Annotated in this window: 12 protein-coding genes; 8 read left to right on the plus strand and 4 right to left on the minus strand. The window is 77.8% G+C overall.

Translation table 11 applies throughout. From position 1 onward, the window contains the following. Positions 1 to 8 precede the first annotated feature (8 nt). From J3P29_RS16525 to J3P29_RS16540, 4 genes are all read left to right on the plus strand, one after another. Positions 9 to 269, plus strand: coding sequence for a phosphopantetheine-binding protein (locus J3P29_RS16525; RefSeq protein WP_210495264.1), 261 nt, complete (start codon positions 9 to 11; stop codon positions 267 to 269). Then, positions 266 to 7,732 (plus strand): non-ribosomal peptide synthetase, encoded by a 7,467-nt coding sequence (locus tag J3P29_RS16530; protein WP_210495266.1) that lies wholly within the window; start codon positions 266 to 268, stop codon positions 7,730 to 7,732. Before J3P29_RS16525 ends, J3P29_RS16530 begins: the two co-directional genes overlap by 4 nt. Then, positions 7,729 to 9,171, plus strand: a complete 1,443-nt coding sequence (locus J3P29_RS16535; RefSeq protein WP_210495267.1) for an MFS transporter — start codon at positions 7,729 to 7,731, stop codon at positions 9,169 to 9,171. Before J3P29_RS16530 ends, J3P29_RS16535 begins: the two co-directional genes overlap by 4 nt. A gap of 133 nt (positions 9,172 to 9,304) precedes the next feature. Next, positions 9,305 to 9,850: a hypothetical protein gene (locus tag J3P29_RS16540; protein WP_210495268.1), complete on the plus strand. Its 546-nt coding sequence runs from the start codon at positions 9,305 to 9,307 to the stop codon at positions 9,848 to 9,850. Positions 9,851 to 9,935: 85 nt separating this feature from the next. Here the strand turns inward: J3P29_RS16540 and J3P29_RS16545 are convergent, their stop codons facing one another. Together J3P29_RS16545 and J3P29_RS16550 are read right to left on the minus strand one after the other, a co-directional pair. Next, positions 9,936 to 10,694, minus strand: coding sequence for an ABC transporter permease (locus tag J3P29_RS16545; RefSeq protein WP_210495270.1), 759 nt, complete (start codon positions 10,692 to 10,694; stop codon positions 9,936 to 9,938). Beyond that, positions 10,691 to 11,614: an ATP-binding cassette domain-containing protein gene (locus tag J3P29_RS16550; RefSeq protein ID WP_210495271.1), complete on the minus strand. Its 924-nt coding sequence runs from the start codon at positions 11,612 to 11,614 to the stop codon at positions 10,691 to 10,693. Before J3P29_RS16550 ends, J3P29_RS16545 begins: the two co-directional genes overlap by 4 nt. 92 nt (positions 11,615 to 11,706) lie before the next feature. Between J3P29_RS16550 and J3P29_RS16555 the strand changes: the two genes are divergently transcribed. The 3 genes from J3P29_RS16555 to J3P29_RS16565 all read left to right on the plus strand — a co-directional run bounded on the left by J3P29_RS16555 (position 11,707) and on the right by J3P29_RS16565 (position 14,093). Next, positions 11,707 to 12,336 carry a TetR/AcrR family transcriptional regulator gene (locus J3P29_RS16555; RefSeq protein WP_210495272.1) on the plus strand — a complete coding sequence of 210 codons (630 nt, stop codon included), beginning with the start codon at positions 11,707 to 11,709 and terminating at the stop codon, positions 12,334 to 12,336. A gap of 289 nt (positions 12,337 to 12,625) precedes the next feature. Continuing rightward, positions 12,626 to 13,207 carry an RNA polymerase sigma factor gene (locus J3P29_RS16560; protein WP_210495273.1) on the plus strand — a complete coding sequence of 194 codons (582 nt, stop codon included), beginning with the start codon at positions 12,626 to 12,628 and terminating at the stop codon, positions 13,205 to 13,207. Then, positions 13,200 to 14,093, plus strand: coding sequence for a hypothetical protein (locus J3P29_RS16565; RefSeq protein ID WP_210495275.1), 894 nt, complete (start codon positions 13,200 to 13,202; stop codon positions 14,091 to 14,093). The genes J3P29_RS16560 and J3P29_RS16565 overlap by 8 nt, the downstream gene beginning before the upstream one ends. Positions 14,094 to 14,182: 89 nt before the next feature. Here the strand turns inward: J3P29_RS16565 and J3P29_RS16570 are convergent, their stop codons facing one another. Further along, the gene (locus J3P29_RS16570) at positions 14,183 to 15,085 is read right to left on the minus strand and encodes a LysR family transcriptional regulator (RefSeq protein WP_210495276.1); all 903 of its coding nucleotides are present in this window, start codon (positions 15,083 to 15,085) and stop codon (positions 14,183 to 14,185) included. Positions 15,086 to 15,169: 84 nt separating this feature from the next. Here J3P29_RS16570 and J3P29_RS16575 point away from each other — a divergent pair, with 84 nt between their 5' ends. Further along, a complete protein-coding gene (locus J3P29_RS16575) occupies positions 15,170 to 15,697 on the plus strand; it encodes an HPP family protein (RefSeq protein ID WP_210495277.1) in 528 nt (175 codons plus the stop codon). 60 nt (positions 15,698 to 15,757) lie between these two features. Here the strand turns inward: J3P29_RS16575 and fes are convergent, their stop codons facing one another. Then, complete coding sequence (gene fes, locus J3P29_RS16580; RefSeq protein ID WP_210495279.1) at positions 15,758 to 17,008, minus strand: enterochelin esterase; 1,251 nt, start codon at positions 17,006 to 17,008, stop codon at positions 15,758 to 15,760. Positions 17,009 to 17,169: the final 161 nt, after the last annotated feature.

Consider the following 17,169-nt stretch of genomic DNA (forward strand, 5'->3'; position numbering starts at 1 on the left):
AGCCCCGCATGTCCACCCCCGCGCTCCCGCCCCTCCCCGACGACCCGATCGCCCTGCGCGCCGGCGTCGCCGCCCTGCTCGACGTCGACCCCGCGACGCTGAGCGACGACACCGACCTGGTCGAGGCCGGCCTGGACTCCATCCGCGTCATGGCGCTCGCCGAGCGCTGGAGCGCGGACGGCGTGCAGATCGGCTTCATGGACCTGGCCGAGGAGCCGACGCTCGCGGCGTGGTGGTCCGTCGTCGCCGACGCCCGCGCGGCCTCGTGAGCGCCCGCGCCACGGCGGCCGCCGCGCTGCCGCTGACGGCCGCGCAGCGCGGCGTCTGGTTCTCGCAGCAGTACCTCGGCGACGACGCGGTCTACGGCGCGACGGAGATCGTCGACGTCGCCGGGCCGCTCGACCCGGTCCACTGGGTGCAGGCCGTCACGGCGGTCGTCGCCGAGACGGACGCGCTGCGCGTGCGGATCGTGGGGCCCGACCACGACCCGCGGCAGCTCGTCGACCCCGAGATCGCGGCCGACCCGCGGATCGTCGACCTGCGCGGCGAGGCCGACCCCGAGGCCGCCGCCGACGCGTGGGCCGCCGCCGCGCTGCGCGAGCCGATCGACCTGCGCGCCGGGGTGCTCGCCGAGACCGTCCTCTTCGTCCTGGGGCCTGAGCGCTTCCGCTGGCTGCAGCGGGTGCACCACCTGGCGCTGGACGGCTACGGGTTCGCGCTCGTCGCGCGGCGCGTCGCGGCCCACGTGCGCGCGCTCGCCGGCGGCGGCCCCGCGCCCGCCCCGCCGTCGGACGGCCTGGCCGCGGTCGTCGCCGACGACGCCGCCTACGCCGGGTCGGCGCAGGAGCGCGCCGACCGCGAGCACTGGCTCGCCGCGATGGGCGACCTGGAGAGCGTGCCCGGGCTGACCGAGGGCGAGGTGGCGCCGAGCGGCCGCACCGTCCGGGCCGGCCTGGTCGTCGGACCGGACCGCGTGGCGGCGCTCACGGCCGTCGGCGCGCGCAGCGGCGGCGGGTGGCCCGAGGCGCTCGCCGCCGGCTGCGCCGCGCTGCTGCACGGCCTGACCGGCAGCCGCGACGTCGTCGTCGGCCTGCCCGTCCTGGCGCGCCCCGACGCTGGCGCGCTGCGGCGGCCGAGCAACGCGCAGAACGTCGTGCCGCTGCGCGCCCACGTCGACCCGGGCGCGTCCGTCGACGCGCTCGTGGCCCAGGTCGCCGGCACGCTGGCGGCGGGGCGGCCGCACGCCCGCTTCCGCCACGAGACGCTGCGCCGCGAGCTGGGCCTGTTCGCCGGCGACGGCCGCCTGGCCGGGCTGTTCCTCAACCTCAAGCCGTTCGTGCAGGAGCTGCGCTTCGGGCACGCCGGCGCGGCGCGGCGGGTCACCGGCCGCGTGCGCGCGGTGTGGGAGGGGCCGGTCGAGGACCTGTCCCTGTCCGTCTGGGGCACGCCGGACGGCGGACTCGAGATCGCGATCGACGCGCCCGCGGGGCCGTACGACGAGGCGAGCGTGCGCGCGCACCGGGACCGGCTCGACGGGCTGCTCGCCGCGCTCGCGGACGCCGACGCCGCGACGACCGTCGCCGAGCTGCCGATCGCCACCCCGGCCGAGCGGGACGCCGTGGCGGCGTTCGGCAGCGGCCCCGCGATGCCGGCGCCGGACGCGAGCCTGGTCGACCGCTTCCGGGCCCGCGTCGCGGCCGACCCGTCCGCGCCGGCGGTGGCGGGCCCGGACGGTGCGCTGACCGCGGGCGAGCTGGACGCGCGCTCCGCCGCGCTGGCCGCCCGCCTGGTGGCGGCCGGCGCCGGCCGCGAGCGGGTCGTCGCGATCGCCCACGAGCGCGGCGCGGGGTACGTCGCCGCGATGCTGGCCGTGCTGCGCGCCGGCGCGGCGTTCCTGCCGCTCGACGCCGAGCTGCCCGCCGAGCGCCTGACCTTCCTGCTCGAGGACTCCGGGGCGGTCGCGGTGGTCGGTGACGCGTACGGCGCGGCCCGGCTGCCGGCGACGGGCCTGCCGCTCGTGCGGACGGACGACGAGCGCGGCGGCGGGACGGGCGCGGGCGGCACCGCGGACCCCGACGCCGGAGCGGCGCCGGCGACGGCCGGCGCGGCGGACGGGGCCGCTCTCGACGCCGCCGCGCCCGGGGACGCGGCCTACGTCATCTACACCTCGGGCACCACGGGCCGGCCGAAGGGCGTGGTGATCGAGCACCGCACGGCGGTCAACCTGCTCGACGGCCACGCCCGCACGCTCTACGGTCCGGCCGCCGCGGCCGCCGGCCGGGAGCGGATCCGCTTCTCGCACAACCACTCCTTCTCCTTCGACTCGGGCATCAGCCCGTTCCTGGCGCTGCTCGCGGGTCACGAGCTGCGCGTCGCCGCGGCCGACGTGCTGCGCGACCCCGCGGCGCTCGCGGCCTTCGTCCGCGACGAGCGGATCGACTACGTCGACGTCACGCCGGCGATGTTCGAGGCGCTCGTCGCGGAGGGCGTCCTGGACGAGGGCCGCCACGTGCCGACGCTCGTCGCGCTGGGCGGCGAGGCCGCGCCGCCCGACCTGTGGCGCCGCCTGCGCGCGCACCCGACGACGATCGGCTGGAACACGTACGGCCCGACGGAGTGCACGGTCGACGCCGTGATCTGCCCCGTCGCCGACCACCCGACGCCCGTCATCGGCCGGCCGATCGCGGGCTCCCGCGCGTACGTGCTGGACGACGCGCGCCGGCCGGTGCCGCCGGGCGTCGCGGGCGAGCTGTTCGTCGGCGGGCGCAACGTCGGCCGCGGCTACCTGGGGCGCCCCGAGCTGACGGCCGAGCGCTTCCTTCCCGACCCGTGGGCGCCGGCCGACGAGCCGGACGCCCGCATGTACGCCACCGGCGACCGGGTGCGGTGGACCGCCGAGGGGCTGCTCGAGTTCCTCGGCCGCGCCGACGACCAGGTCAAGCTGCGCGGCTTCCGCATCGAGCTGGGCGAGGTCGCGGCGGCGCTCAACGCGCAGGACGACGTCGCCCAGGCCGTGGCGGTCGTGCGCGAGGACCGCCCGGGCGACCGGCGCCTGGTCGCCTACGTCGTGCCGGCCCCCGGCGCGCGCCCCGACCCGGCGGCGCTGATCGCGGCGGCGGGCGAGACGCTGCCGCACCACGCCGTCCCGTCCGCGGTCGTCGTCCTGGACGCCCTGCCGATGACGGTGTCGCGCAAGGTCGACCGCGCGCGCCTGCCCGCGCCCGACCCCGCCGCCGTCACCGCCGCCGACCGGCCGCGCACGCCCGAGGAGGAGCTCGTCTGCGCCGTCGTGGCCGAGACGCTCGGCCTGCCGGCGGTCGGGGTGCACGACGACGTCTTCGCCCTCGGCGCCCACTCGCTGCTCGTCGCCCGGATGGCGGCGCGGCTGCGCGAGGACCTCGGCGCCGACTGCGGCGTGCGGACGGTCTTCGACCACCCGACGCCCGCGCTCCTGGCCGCGGCGCTCACGGGCCCGGCCGCGGCGCCGCGCCCGGCCCCCGCGCCGCGCCCGGCCGCAGCGGCCACGCCGACCGACCGCCCGGACGACCTGCCGCTCGCGCCCGCCCAGCGGCGGCTGTGGTTCCTGCAGCGGCTCGATGGCCCGGACCCGACGTACGACGTGCCGGTCGTGCTGCGCCTGCGCGGCATCGTCGACGTCCGCGCCCTGCGCGCCGCGCTGGCCGACGTGCTGGCGCGGCACGAGACGCTGCGCACGACGTACCCGGAGCGCGACGGCGCGCCGGTGCAGGCGATCGCCGCGCCGGGGACGGTGGAGGTGCCGTTCGCGCACGAGCTCGTCGCGCCGGACGGGCTCGACGCCCGGATCGCCGCGCTGTCCCGCCACGTCTTCGACGTCACGACCGACCTGCCGCTGCGCGCGACGCTGCTCACGGTCGACGGCGCCGACGACGAGCCCGTGCTGCTGCTCGTGCTGCACCACGTCGCCGCGGACGGCTGGTCGCTCGGCCCGCTCGTCGGCGACCTCTCCCGGGCCTACGCGGCGCGGCGGGAGGACCGGGAGGGCCCGTCCGTCCTGCCGCCGCTCGCCGTCCAGCACGCCGACCACGCCCTCGCGCTCGCGGCGGCGGGGGACGACGAGGCGGGCCTGGCGTTCTGGGCGGACGCGCTGCGCGGGATCCCGGACGCCCTGGAGCTGCCCGCCGACCGCGCGGCCGGGGCCGACGCCTCCCGCGACGGCGGCGAGGTCCGCACGACGATCCCGGCGGCCGTCCACGCGCGGCTGGCGGCGCTGGCGCGCGAGCACGGCGCCACGACGTTCATGGCGCTCCACGCGATCCTCGCCGGGCTGCTGACCCGCGTCGGCGCGGGGACGGACGTGCCCGTCGGGACGGTGGTCGTGGGCCGCGACGCGCCGGGCCTGGACGAGGTCGTCGGGTTCTTCGCCAACACCGTCGTGCTGCGCGCGGACACGGACGGCGCGCCCGACCTGCCGACGCTGCTGCGGCGGGTGCGCCAGGCGGACCTGGCCGCGCTCGCCCACGCCGACGTGCCGTTCGACCGTGTCGTCGAGCGGCTGCGCCCGCCGCGCGCGCCCGGCCGCACGCCGCTGTTCAACGTCATGCTCGTCCTGCAGAACACGCCCGACGCGGCGTGGGCCGAGGACAGCCTGGACGCGGCGCTCGAGGTGCGCGGCAACGGCACGGCGAAGTTCGACCTGACGTTCGAGCTGGCCGAGCGCTTCGACGCCGCCGGCGCGCCCGCGGGGCTCGACCTGCGCGTCGAGCACCGCGCCGCCCGCTTCGACCGCGAGACCGCGGAGGGCCTGGCCGCCTGGTTCGCGCGGCTCGCGGACGCGTGGTCCGCCGATCCCGAGCAGGACCTGTGGGCGCCCCGGATCACCGGCCCGGGCGAGGTCGTCCCGGTGGCGACGGCCGTCCCGCCGCCGCGCCCCGCCGACGCGCCGGGCGCGGCGCTCCTGCCCGCGGACCCGGCGGCCGAGACGCTCGACGGCTGGCTGGCCCGCACGGTCGCGGCCCACCCGGAGCGCCCGGCGCTGACCGGCCCCGGCGGCCCGCTGACGTACGCCGAGCTCGACGCGCGCGCCACCCGCCTGGCCCGCGCGCTGCTCGCCCGCGGCGCCCGCCGCGGCACGCTCGTCGCCCTCGCCCTGCCGCGCACCGTCGACCTGGTCGTGGCGCTGATCGCGATCCTGCGCACCGGCGCCGGCTACCTGCCCCTCGACCCGGCGTACCCCGCCGAGCGCCTGCGGGCGACCGTCGAGGACGCCGGCCCGGTCCTGGCGGTCACGGACGGCGCCGTCGACGCGGCGACGCTCGGCGGCGTCCCGACGCTGCGGCTGGACGACCCGGCGACGACGGCCGAGCTGGCGGCGCTGCCCGCGGACCCGCTGACGCCCGCCGACCGTCCGCCGGCGCGCCCGGACGACGTCGCCTACGTCATCTACACCTCGGGCTCGACGGGCCGGCCGAAGGGCGTGCAGGTCGCGCACCGCAACGTCGTGCGGCTGTTCACCGCCACGGACGGCTGGTTCGGCTTCGGGCCCGACGACACGTGGACGCTCTTCCACTCCGCGGCGTTCGACTTCTCGGTCTGGGAGCTGTGGGGCGCGCTGCTGCACGGCGGCCGGCTGGTCGTCATCCCGCACGACGTCTCGCGCGCCCCGGCCGCGTTCCTGCGGCTGCTCGTCGACGAGCGGGTGACGGTGCTCAGCCAGACGCCGTCGGCGTTCTGGGCGCTCGTCGCGGCCGACGGCGACGACCCGGCGACGGGCGCCGAGCTCGCGCTGCGGCTGGTCGTCTTCGGCGGCGAGGCGCTCGAGCTGGCGAAGCTGCGCCCCTGGTACGAGCGGCACCCGGACGACGCGCCGCGGCTGGTGAACATGTACGGGATCACCGAGACGACGGTCCACGTGACGTACCGGCCGCTGACCGCGGACGACGCGCGGGCCGCCGCCCCGGGCGACCCGTCGCCGATCGGCGTGCCGATCCCGGACCTGGACGTGCGGGTGCTCGACGCCGGCGGCCACCCCGTCCCGCCGAACGTCGTCGGCGAGCTGCACGTCGCCGGCGGGGGCGTCGCGCGCGGCTACCTGGGCCGGCCGGCGCTGAACGCGGAGCGCTTCCCGCCCGACCCGTCCGGCCCCGACGCGGCCGCCGACCCCGACGCGGCGGCGGTGCAGGCCGCCCGTCTGCCGCGGCCGGACGGCGACGACGCCCCGCCCGCGCGGCGGTACCGGACGGGCGACCTGGCGCGCGTGCGCCGCGACGGCGGCCTGGACTACCTGGGCCGCGCCGACGGGCAGGTCAAGGTGCGCGGGTTCCGCATCGAGCCGGGCGAGATCGAGGCCGTGCTGCGCGCCGAGGTGGGCGTGCGCGACGCCGTCGTGATCGTGCGCGAGGACCGTCCCGGCGACCAGCGGCTCGTCGCCTACGTCGTGCCGGCGGACGGCGCCGCCCCTCCGGCCCCCGACGCGCTGCGCGCCGCGGCCGCCCGGCGGCTGCCCGCGCACATGGTCCCGGCCGCCACGGTCGTGCTGGACGCGCTGCCGCTGACCCCGAACGGCAAGCTCGACCGCCGCGCGCTGCCCGCGCCCGACCCGGCCCCCGCCGGCGAGGGGCGTGCGCCGGAGGGCGTGGCCGAGGAGCGCCTGTGCCGGCTGTTCGCCGACGCGCTCGGCGTCGAGCGGGTCGGCGCGGACGACTCGTTCTTCGAGCTCGGCGGCCACTCGCTGCTCGCGGTCCGCCTGCTGCGCGACGTCGCGGACGCGTTCGGGACGGACGTCGGGATCGGCGCGCTGTTCGAGGCGCCGACCCCGGCGGGCCTGGCGCGGGCGCTGCAGGACGGGACGCAGGCCTCGCCGCTCGAGGTGATCCTGCCGCTGCGGATGCCGCGCGGCGCCGGCCGCGTGGACGGACGCGGCCCGGGCGGAGAGGCCGCGGACGCGGCCGGCGGCGGAGCGCACGCCGCCGGCGGCCCCGACGCGGACGGTCCCGCCCCCGTCTTCTGCGTCCATCCCGCCGGCGGCCTCTCCTGGTGCTACTCCGGCCTGGCGCGGCACCTGCCGCCCGACCGCCCGCTCGTGGGCATCCAGGCGCGCGGGATCGCCCGGCCCGAGCCGCTGCCGCCGTCCCTCGGGGCGATGGCCGACGACTACGTCGCGCGGATCCGCGAGGTCCGCCCGCACGGCCCGTACCACCTGCTCGGCTGGTCGCTCGGCGGGATGGTCGTGCACGCGATGGCGGCCCGGCTGCGCGCGCAGGGGCACGAGGTCGGCGTCGTGGCGCTGCTCGACGCGTACCCGTCCGACGGCCTGCGGCGGATCGCGCCGCCGGACGAGGCGGAGGCGCTCTCGGCGCTGCTGGCGATGGGCGGCTACGGCGAGGAGGTCCTGCGCGGGCGCGTGATCTCGGTCGACGTCGTCGTCGACGCGCTGCGCGCCGAGGGCTCCGCGATGGCGTCGATCGCGCCCGACACGCTGATGGCGATCAAGGACACGTACGTCAACACCGCGACGATCCTGCGCGAGTACGAGCACGAGGTCTACGCGGGCGACGTCCTCTTCCTGCGCGCGAGCGTCGGCGTGATCGACGAGGACCAGACGCCCCAGACGTGGCAGCCGTACGTCGACGGCCGGCTCGAGGTGCACGACGTCGCGTGCACGCACCGCGAGATGTGCCAGCCGGAGCCGCTCGCGCGGATCGGCGCGCTCGTCGCGGAACGGTTGGCGGACTGGGAGGCGGGGCGCCGGTGAGCGCGCCCGCCACCGCCGCGGCCGGCGGCGCCGCGTCCGCCCGGACCGCCCTGGCCCCGGGCCTGATCCTGCTCTACCTCGTCGCGATGGCGATGAACGGGCTGGACTCCACGATCGTCGGCCCGGCACTCCCGGCGATCGGCGCGGGGCTGGGGACGGACGCCGGGGCGACGAGCCTGGTCGAGTCGGCGTTCCTCGTCGCCTCCGCCGTCGTGCTGCCCGCGGCGGGCTGGGTCGGCGACCGCTTCGGCGCCTTCCGGGTCTTCGTCGTCGGGCTGCTCGTCTTCTCGCTCGCGTCCGCCGTCGCCGCGCTGGCCGGCTCGCTCGCGGTGCTCGGCGTCGCGCGGGCGGTGCAGGGCGCGGCGTCGGGCGTGCTGACCCCGGTCGGCCTGGCGCTGCTCTACCGCGGGTCGACGCCCGCCGACCGGCTGCGGATCGCGCGCTGGACGACGATCCCGCTGACGGTCGCGCCGATGCTCGGCCCGGTGCTGGGTGGCGTGCTGGCCGAGCACGCCGGCTGGCGCTGGGTCTTCGCGGTCACGGTCCCGTTCGGCCTGCTCGCCGCGGGCCTGGCCGTCGTGGTGCTCGGCGGCCGGCGCGAGGAGCACGCGGGGGAGGACCGCCCGCTCGACGTCCGCGGCCTGGCGCTGGCCGCCGGCGGCGTGGGGACGGTGGTGTCCGGCCTGACGATCGGCCTGCACCGCGGGTGGGACGCGCCGTCGGCGTGGGTCGCCGGCGCGGTCGGGGTGCTGCTCTGCGCCGGAGCGGTGTGGGCGGCGCGGCGCACGGACCACCCGGTGCTCGACCTGGACCTGTGGCGCGACCCGCACTTCCGCCGCGCGGGCGCGACCGTCGCGTGGTCGTCCGCGGCGCTCATGGGCCTGCTGTACCTGGTGCCGCTCATGCTGCAGCAGGGCTACGGCGCCTCGCCGACGGCGGCGGGCGCGGCGGTGTTCCCCGAGACGGTCGGGCTGCTCGTCGGCTCGCAGCTCGTCGAGCGGCTGGTCGGCCGCGTCGGCGCGCGGCGGCTCGTGCTCGGCGGCCTGGCGGGCGCGGCCGGCGCGTTCGTCCTGGTGGCGGCCGCGGCACCGAGCCTGGGCCCGGTCGGCGTGGGCGCGGCGATGTTCCTGATGGGCCTGTGCCTGAGCCAGGCCGTGCTCGTCGGGCAGGCCGCGTCGTTCACCACGGTGCAGGAGCGGGCGACGACGGACGCCACCGCGCTGTTCATGGCGCAGCGCACCCTCGCGGGCGCGCTGGGCGTCGTCGCCGCCGCGGCCCTGCTGGGCGTGCTCGTCGACGCCGCGGGCGCGACGGGGGACGGCTACCGGCTGACGGTGCTGGCGATGCTCGCCTTCCTGGCCCTCGCGGCGGCGGCGACGGCGCGGCTGTCGCGCGGCGCGCTCCAGGCGGGGTTCGACGCCGACGGCGGGGCGGCCTAGACTCGCGCGGCGACCGCCCGGCGAGGGCCGGCGCGCCAGGTTCGCCGGTGGGCGTCTCGACGCTCGCCGAGAGGGGTACGTTGTGGCGGTCCCCAGGCCGTCCGCGTGTGGCGGCCGCTACGCAGGAGGTCACATGGATCGTGGATCGGTCGGGCGGATCGTCGCGGCGCCCCGGAAGGACGCCGGCGCCGGTGCGCGCAGGGGCACGAGGGGGCAGGCGACCGCCGCCGCGGCGCTGTGCGCGGTCGTGGCGGCCGCATCCGCCGGCGCCGTGCCGGCGAGCGCGGACGCCGTCGCGCCGACGGCGCGGATCGAGCGCGCGGCGAGCCTGCTGTACGTCAACCGCACGGTGGTGACGGTGGTGCGGATGAGCGGCTGGATCTCGCGGAACCAGACGTTCGTCGCCGCTCCCGGCCTCCGCAGCGATCAGCGGGTCCGCCGCACCGTGGGCGGCTCGAGCGCGGACCGGATCGGCCGCCGCGGGCACTGCTACTTCGTGGAGGTCCGCCGCCTGTGGCCGGCCCACCGGCCCCGCCCCGGGCAGCGCTTCCGTCTGGGCGCCTTCCAGCGGACCGGGCCGCCCAACACGATCGGCACGGTCGTGACCGTCCGGGTGGCGCGCGGGGCCTACGTGCGGGGCTGGGAGGACGCCGCCGCCCGCCGGCTGGGCTGCGGTTGATCGCGGCCGCGCCGCGCCGCGCACGCGCCGGCGGCCAGCGCCGCCAGGCGCGGGGCCACCGGCGGCCGCCCCGGCCGGCCGCCCCTCAGGCGTCGCGGCGGCGCATCGCCGCCGTCGCGGCCACGCCCACCAGGGCCGTGAAGGCGAGGAGGACCGCGACGCCGACGCCAGGGGCGACGTGGTCCGCGGTGCGCACGACGGCGTACCCGGCCTGCCCGGCGGCCAGCGGCCAGTACTCGGCGATCGCGTCGCCGACCGCGCCGGGGAGCGCGGGCGTCAGCGCGGGGCCCAGGAGCGCCAGGGTGACGAGGACGCCGAGCGCGGTCGAGGCGGACCGGGTCAGCGTGGCGATCCCCAGGCCCAGCAGGGCGACGGCCGTCAGGTAGACGACGGCGCCGCCGAGGGCCCGCAGCACCGCGGGATCCGTGAGCGACGCCCCCGGCAGGCCCGCCGCCGCGATCGCCGCCTGGCCCAGGAGGAAGCACGACGCGGTGATCGCGACGGCGGCGACGGCCGCGATCGCGGCCGTCAGCAGCGCCTTCGCCGCGAGGAGGCGCACGCGGTCCGGGACGATGGCCAGGGTCGTGACGATCGTGCCGTGGCCGTACTCGGACGCCATGACGGACGCGCCCAGGGTGCCGATCAGCAGCTGGCCGACGAGCAGGCCCTTCAGGCTCTCGACGGTCGGGTCGAAGTCGTGCGGCAGCGCGGACCGCCAGCCGCCGAGCTGCGAGGTGACGCCGAGCAGCCCGACCGCGGCCGACGCGAGGATCGCGACGACGACGAGGGTCCAGGTGCCGCGGACGCTGCGCAGCTTGGTCCATTCGGAGCGGACGACGTTCATGCGGTGGGGGCTCCGTACTCGGCGGCGTCGTGGGTGATGCGCAGGAAGACGTCCTCGAGCGAGTCGCGGACCGTCGTCAGCTCGTCGAGGACCAGGCCGTCGCGGGCCGCCAGCTCGCCGATCCGGCGCGGAGGCACGTCCGGCACGGTCAGGCCGTCGTCGTCGGTGTCCTCCGGGCGCAGCCCCTGGGCCTGCAGCAGCTCCCGCAGCCGGTCGCGGTCGGCGGCGCGGACGAGGGCGCGGCGGCGCGTGTGCGTGCGGACGAACTCGTCGAGCGGGGCGTCGGCGAGCAGCCGGCCGCGCCCGATCACCAGCAGGTGGTCGGCGGTCAGCTCCATCTCGCTCATCAGATGGCTCGAGAAGAGCACGGTCCGGCCCTCGGCCGCCAGCTCGCGCATCAGCGTCCGGACCCAGCGGATGCCCTCCGGGTCCAGGCCGTTGATCGGCTCGTCGAAGATCAGCACCGACGGGTCCCCGAGGAGCGCCGTCGCGATGCCCAGCCGCTGCCCCATGCCGAGCGAGAAGTCACCCGCGGGGCGCCGCGCGACCCCCGACAGGCCGACGCGCTCGAGGACCGCGTGGACGCGGTCCTCGCCCAGGCCGCCGGCCTGGGCGCAGGCGAGCAGGTGGTGGTAGGCGGAGCGCCGGGGGTGCACGGCGCGCGCGTCCAGCAGGCAGCCGACGGTGCGCATCGGCTGCCGGAGCGCCCGCATCGGCAGGCCGTCGAAGGTGGCCGTCCCCGCCGTGGGCGCGTCGAGTCCCAGGAACATCCGCATCGTGGTGCTCTTCCCGGCGCCGTTCGGCCCCAGGAAGCCGGTGACGACGCCCGGGCGGACCGCGAACGACAGGTCGTCGACCGCGGTGTGGTGCGCGTAGCGCTTCGTCAGCCCCTCGGCGACGAGCGTCGCTCCGGGCCTCATGCCGGCCGCCGTTCGCGGTGGGTCGCCAGGCTCATGGCAACTACACTACACCGTGTAGTGCAGTCTTCCGCGGCATCGGTCACAATGGCGGCATGACGTCCGAAGAGGCCCGCCCGCCGCGCCGCGGGCGCTCCGTCCAGAAGCGGGACGCGATCCTCGACGCCGCACGCGACGTCTTCACCGCCGACGGGTACGCCGGCGCCAGCGTCGACGCCATCGCGGCCCGGGCCGGCGTGTCGAAGCGGACGGTCTACGACCACTTCGGCGGCAAGGACCCGCTCTTCGTCGCCGTGCTGACCCGGGAGACCGCGAGCCTGGTCGCGGCGCTGCGCACGGCCATCGAGGAGGAGCTGCCGGCCGACGCCGATCCGGCGGACGCGCTGCTGCCGTTCGCGCGGCGCGTCGCGACCGTGACGTTCGCGTCGTCCGAGTACGTCGCGTTCCGCCGCCTGATCGCCACGCGCGGGGCGCCGCGCGGGCCGTCGCTCCCCGAGGACGCCGACCCGGAGACGCTGCTGGCCGAGCGCCTGCGCGACTTCGACCGCGCCGGGCGGCTGCGGGCCCCGAACCCGCGGCGGGCGGCGCAGCACTTCGTGGCGCTGACCTTCACCCTCGCCTTCGAGGCGCTGGACGCCCCGGCCGGCGCGGGGGAGGACGTCGACGCCATCCTCCGCGACGGCACCGACGCGTTCCTGCGGGCCTACGGCGCGACGGCGGGCTGAGGGCCGGGGCCCTCAGGCCTGCTCGTCGAGTCGCAGCAGCTCGGCGATGCGGCGCTCGTCCGACAGGTTCGGCAGAGCGCGGCGGGGAGTTTCGGCGCGAGCGTGATCGCGCGTCGTGGCCGGCGGTCAGCTCGATATTCGCGAGCACGTCTGGGGTGCGCCGACGTGTTGCTCGCGTCCCGGCATCAGGACCGCCGCTGTGGCGGCACGCGTAGCGTCCGGGAACCAGTCCGCGCCACAGCGCACGACTGAGGTCACGCTCTGCGGAATGCCGCGTATACGGAGACAGATGGTTCGCTGGAGCGACACAGACCCTGACGAAGCGCTGATCAGGGCGAGCCTGCGGGATGCTGAGGCCTTTGGCGTCTTCTACCGACGCTACGTCCGGCCGATCCACGCGTTCCTGGCTTCGCGACTGGGCGACGACGCCTTGGCGGCGGATGTGACGGCCGAGGTCTTCGCCAAGGCTGTCGCGTCGCGCTCGCGGTTCGATCCTCGCCGCGGGTCCGCGGAGACGTGGATCTGGCAGATCGCCCGCAGCCGGCTGACGGATCAGCTCCGTCACGTGCAGGTGGTCGACCGACACCGTGGTGCGGTCGGGGCGATGGCCGACGTCACGGTCGACGAGTACGACCTCGGCACGGGAAGCACGCCCGCGCTCGACGCGCTGGGAGACCTTCCGCCGGCTCAGCGGGAGGCAGTCATCAAGCACGTCTTGGACGGCGAGCAACACAGCACGATCGCCCGGGAACGGGGGGAGGATCCTGCCGCGGTGCGCAAACGCGTGAGCCGCGGCCTCGATCGTCTCCGGCGGGCCCTTGGCGAACCCGGAACTTCTACATCCACCGACCCGGAGGGCCCTCATGTCTGATCCGAGCCCCGACTTCTTCGACGACCTCGAGCACGTCATCGTCGACGCTGCCCGCACCGACAACCGCCGGCGTCGTCGCCGCCGGACTGTCCGGGCGGGGACACCTCTCGCCTTGGCCGTCGGCGTGACCGTCCTCGCCCTGGGTGGCGTACCCACGTCCTCCTCCGGCGAGAACCCGCTCAGCCCCGTCGCCCATGCAGCCGAGGTCACATCGCCGTCGTGGAGCCGCCTCGAGACGTGGAACTACGCCTTGGACACGACCGTCGCCGAGGGGCGCGCGCACAACACCGCGACCTACGGGATGAGCGTGCTTCGCCGTTCTGGCGAGCGGACCGACGAGGATGCGCGGTCGATCGAGGGGCCGATCGCTACGACGACTGAGGCCCTCACGCGCGGCTTCGATGCCCTTCGCGGGGACGGCGGAGCCCCGGGACGCTCTCCGGACGCGGGCAGCAACGCCGCAGGCGGAACGGCGCTGCCCGTGCCGGCGCGCGAGTTCCCGACCTCGGTCGAGGGCGTAGACGACCTCGTGCGGAAGACCGACTTCGGAACGACGTGCGGCGAGAAGGCGATGCACCTCGCCGCTGACGTCCTGCGCGAGCCGGGCGTGTCGCGGGCATCCCGGCGAGCGATGGTCCTGTCGATCGGCCGTTGCCCCGACGTGCGCATCGCCAAGGGGCAACGAGACCTCCTCGGGCGCCCGGGGACGACGATCACCGCCGCCGGTGCGGGCTCGGGTCTGTCGTCGACGTCGGAACTGACCCTCGACGCGGCGTCGGCCGAGCCGCTGAGCCTGGTCGAGCGGACGGCAGACGCAGCCCCCGAGCTCGACGTGGCCGCCGGAACTGTGATGTCGGCCACCGCCTACCGCTATGACGGCGAGTAGCCAGCCCCCGCTGTGGGGGGCGGCCAGCGGCCCGTCGTGGTCCGGGTCGACGCCGGCCTCCGCCGCGTCTTGACGGGCGTGCACGACCCCTACGGCAGCGGCCCCACCCGCGCCTGCACGTCCACGTCCGCCAGCGCCGTCCGCAGCGCCCGCACGGCCGGCGCCAGGAGCGGCCCGCGCGGCAGCAGCAGCCCGACGGGCCGCGACACCACCGGCCGCTCGAGCGGCCGGGCGCTGACGCCGGCCGGCAGCGGGCGACCGGCGATCCACGGGTGGCCGACGACGGTCGACCAGCCCGCGGCGACCAGGTCGAGCAGCGCCGCGACGGAGTCGGTCTCGATGCGCGGCGTCGCCTCGACGCCGGCCGTGCGCAGGGCCGCGTCGACGATCCGCCGCTGCAGCATCGCCGGCGCCAGCAGGCACAGGTCCAGGCCCGCGACGCGCGACCAGGGGACGGGCGCGTCCGCCCCGCCGGGGAGCGCCGCCGGGCTCAGCAGCACCAGCCGCTCGCGGTAGAGCGGGACGGTCGCCAGCCCGCCCGTCACATCGTCGACGTAGGCCAGACCGGCGTCGAGCGTCCGGGCGTCGATGGCCGCGACGATCTGCTCGTTCGAGCTGGTGCGGGTCTCCAGGCGCACGCCCGGATGGGCGTCGAGCAGGGGCCGCGCGACCGCGGGGATGGCCGCAGCCGCGGTCGGCACGACGCCCACGCGCAGCGTCGCGGTCAGGTGCCCCCGCAACCGGCCCGCCTCGTCTGCGATCGCCCCCGCGGCGGCCACCGCGGAGCGCGCCCACGGCAGCAGCGCACGCCCCTCCGCCGTCAGCCCCGACCCGCCGGCGCCGCGGTGCACGAGCTCGACCCCCAGCTCGGCCTCCAGCTTGCGGATCGCCATCGACAGGCCGGGCTGCGAGACGTGGCAGGCGGCCGCCGCACGGCCGAAGTGGCCGTGCTGGCCGAGTGCGACGAGGTACTCCAGCTGCCGCAGGATCACGTCGTCATCATCACAGAGCGTTATCGACCGGGCATCGACCGATATTTGCGGCTCATGGCGCCGCGTGGAAGGGTCAGGCGTCGCATGCCCCCCGTTCGCGACCGCCCACGCCCTCTGCGCTCCCTCACCATCGGGGCGGGCGTCTTCGTCAGCGCCCTCGCGCTCGCGGCGGTGGGGATGGTCGTCGGCTCGCCGCTGCTGGCCGCGCCGCTCCTCGCGTCGGCGGCGCTCAAGCACGCCGACCCGGCCAACCCGCTCGTCGCGCCGGGGCGCCTGCTGGGCGGCCACCTGCTGGGCGGGATCGCGGGCGTCGGCGCCGTGGCGCTGCTGGACCACGGCACCCTGGCCTACGCGCTCGCGGCGGCGGTCGCCGCCGGCGGCATGCACGCGCTGCGCATCCTGCACCCGCCGGGCGTGGCGACCGCGTACGTCGCGGTCCAGCAGCACGCGGGGGCGTGGTTCCCGCTCCACGTCGTCCTCGCCGGCGTCTGCGTGCTGGTGGCGACGGCCGTGGTCCTCTCGCCGGTCCTGCACGGCCAGCGCTACCCGCTGCGCCGCCGGCCGGCCGCCCGCCCCGGCGGGGCGCGCGCCGGGGCGCTCGAGGTCGCGTAGCGGCGACGCCGGGGCCCTCCTCGGGCGGCTGATCGCCTCGCGCTGGCGGGCGGCGCGTCGCTACCCCAGCAGCGCGACGAGCCCGTCCGCCAGCCCGCCGCGCCAGCACGCGTAGTCGTGGCCGCCGCCGTACTCGCGGAAGGCCACGTCGGCGCCGGCGGCCACGAGGGCGTCGCGCATCCGCCGGTTGCCGTCGAGCAGCATCCACTCGTGCCGGCCGACCTCCATCCAGAACCGGGCGGCCGGCGGGGCGTCGAGGCCGCGCACCCAGGCGACGATCCGCTCGTGCTGGGTGCCGTCGTCGTCCTCGGGCCACCAGAACGAGCCGGACTGCGCGAGCACGCCGCCGAAGCGCCGCGGCGCCGTCAGGCCCGCGTACGCCGCGCCCAGGCCGCCCAGGCTCTGCCCGGCGACGACCGTGTGGGCGGGATCGTCGGTCAGCGGCCAGCGCGCCGTGGCCCACGGCAGCAGCTCGTCCGTCAGGAAGCGCACGTGCGCGTCGTCCATCGCCATGTCGCGCTCGCGGGTGGCGGCGTCGAGCGAGTGCGGCATCAGGACGCACGTCGGCGGGATCGCGCCCGCGGCGATCAGCGCGTCGAGCGTCGGGGCGATCGGGATCGCCGCGCCCCACACGTCGCCGTCCAGCAGCACGGCGACGGCGAGCGGGTCCGGCGCGCCGCGGGCCGCGCTCGCCGGCACGTACGCCCACGTCTCCCGCGCGCCGCCGAGCGCCGCGCTCGGCACGAGGTGGCGCTCCACCCGGCCGCGCCGCACGCCGTCCGCCGCGCGCCACGGCTGCGGGGGCGCGTCGGGCAGCGACAGGACGGAGACCTCGCCGCCGGCGGCCGTGGGCATCCGGTCGGCGCACAGCGGGTCGGGGACCAGGCCCCGGCGCACCGCGCGCCAGCCGGGGCGGGTGCGGCCCAGCCCCGGGTCGATCGCGGGCGCCAGGTGGAAGCCGTACGACGCGCGCAGGTCGCTCTCCAGGCGGTACGTGATCGCCCGCAGCCTGCCGCCGATCGGCCGCAGGATCGCGGGCCCCAGGTCGTCGCGGTGACGGTCGGTGATCGTGTCGAGGACGAGCAGCACCTCGGGGGCCGGGCCCTCCGCGTCGCGCCACAGGAACGTCACGGCGCGGTGCCGCAGGTCGCCCGGCAGCGCCTCGACGAGCGGCCCGCCCGCGGCCACGGCCCGGGCCCACAGGCGGTCGGCCGCGCGCGGGTCGCCGGCGCGCAGGGCCGCGGCGGCCGCGGTCGCCGCGGGGCCGATCGTCGTCTCGGGCGCGTGGACGCGGGCGGCGGAAGAGGCCATGGCGCGCATCCTATCCACGTGTTAGGGTGCCCTACCACCGGGCGTCGGTGTCGGCGACGGCCGGGTGTCGGCGCCGGCGGCGCCGCCCGCAGGTCTGGTGGTAGGCCTGGCGAGCGGCGCCGCCCGCGTCCCCGCGCCGGGCCGGCGGGTGCGACGGCTCC

This window comes from Patulibacter sp. SYSU D01012 (assembly GCF_017916475.1).
Lineage (GTDB): Bacteria > Actinomycetota > Thermoleophilia > Solirubrobacterales > Solirubrobacteraceae > Patulibacter.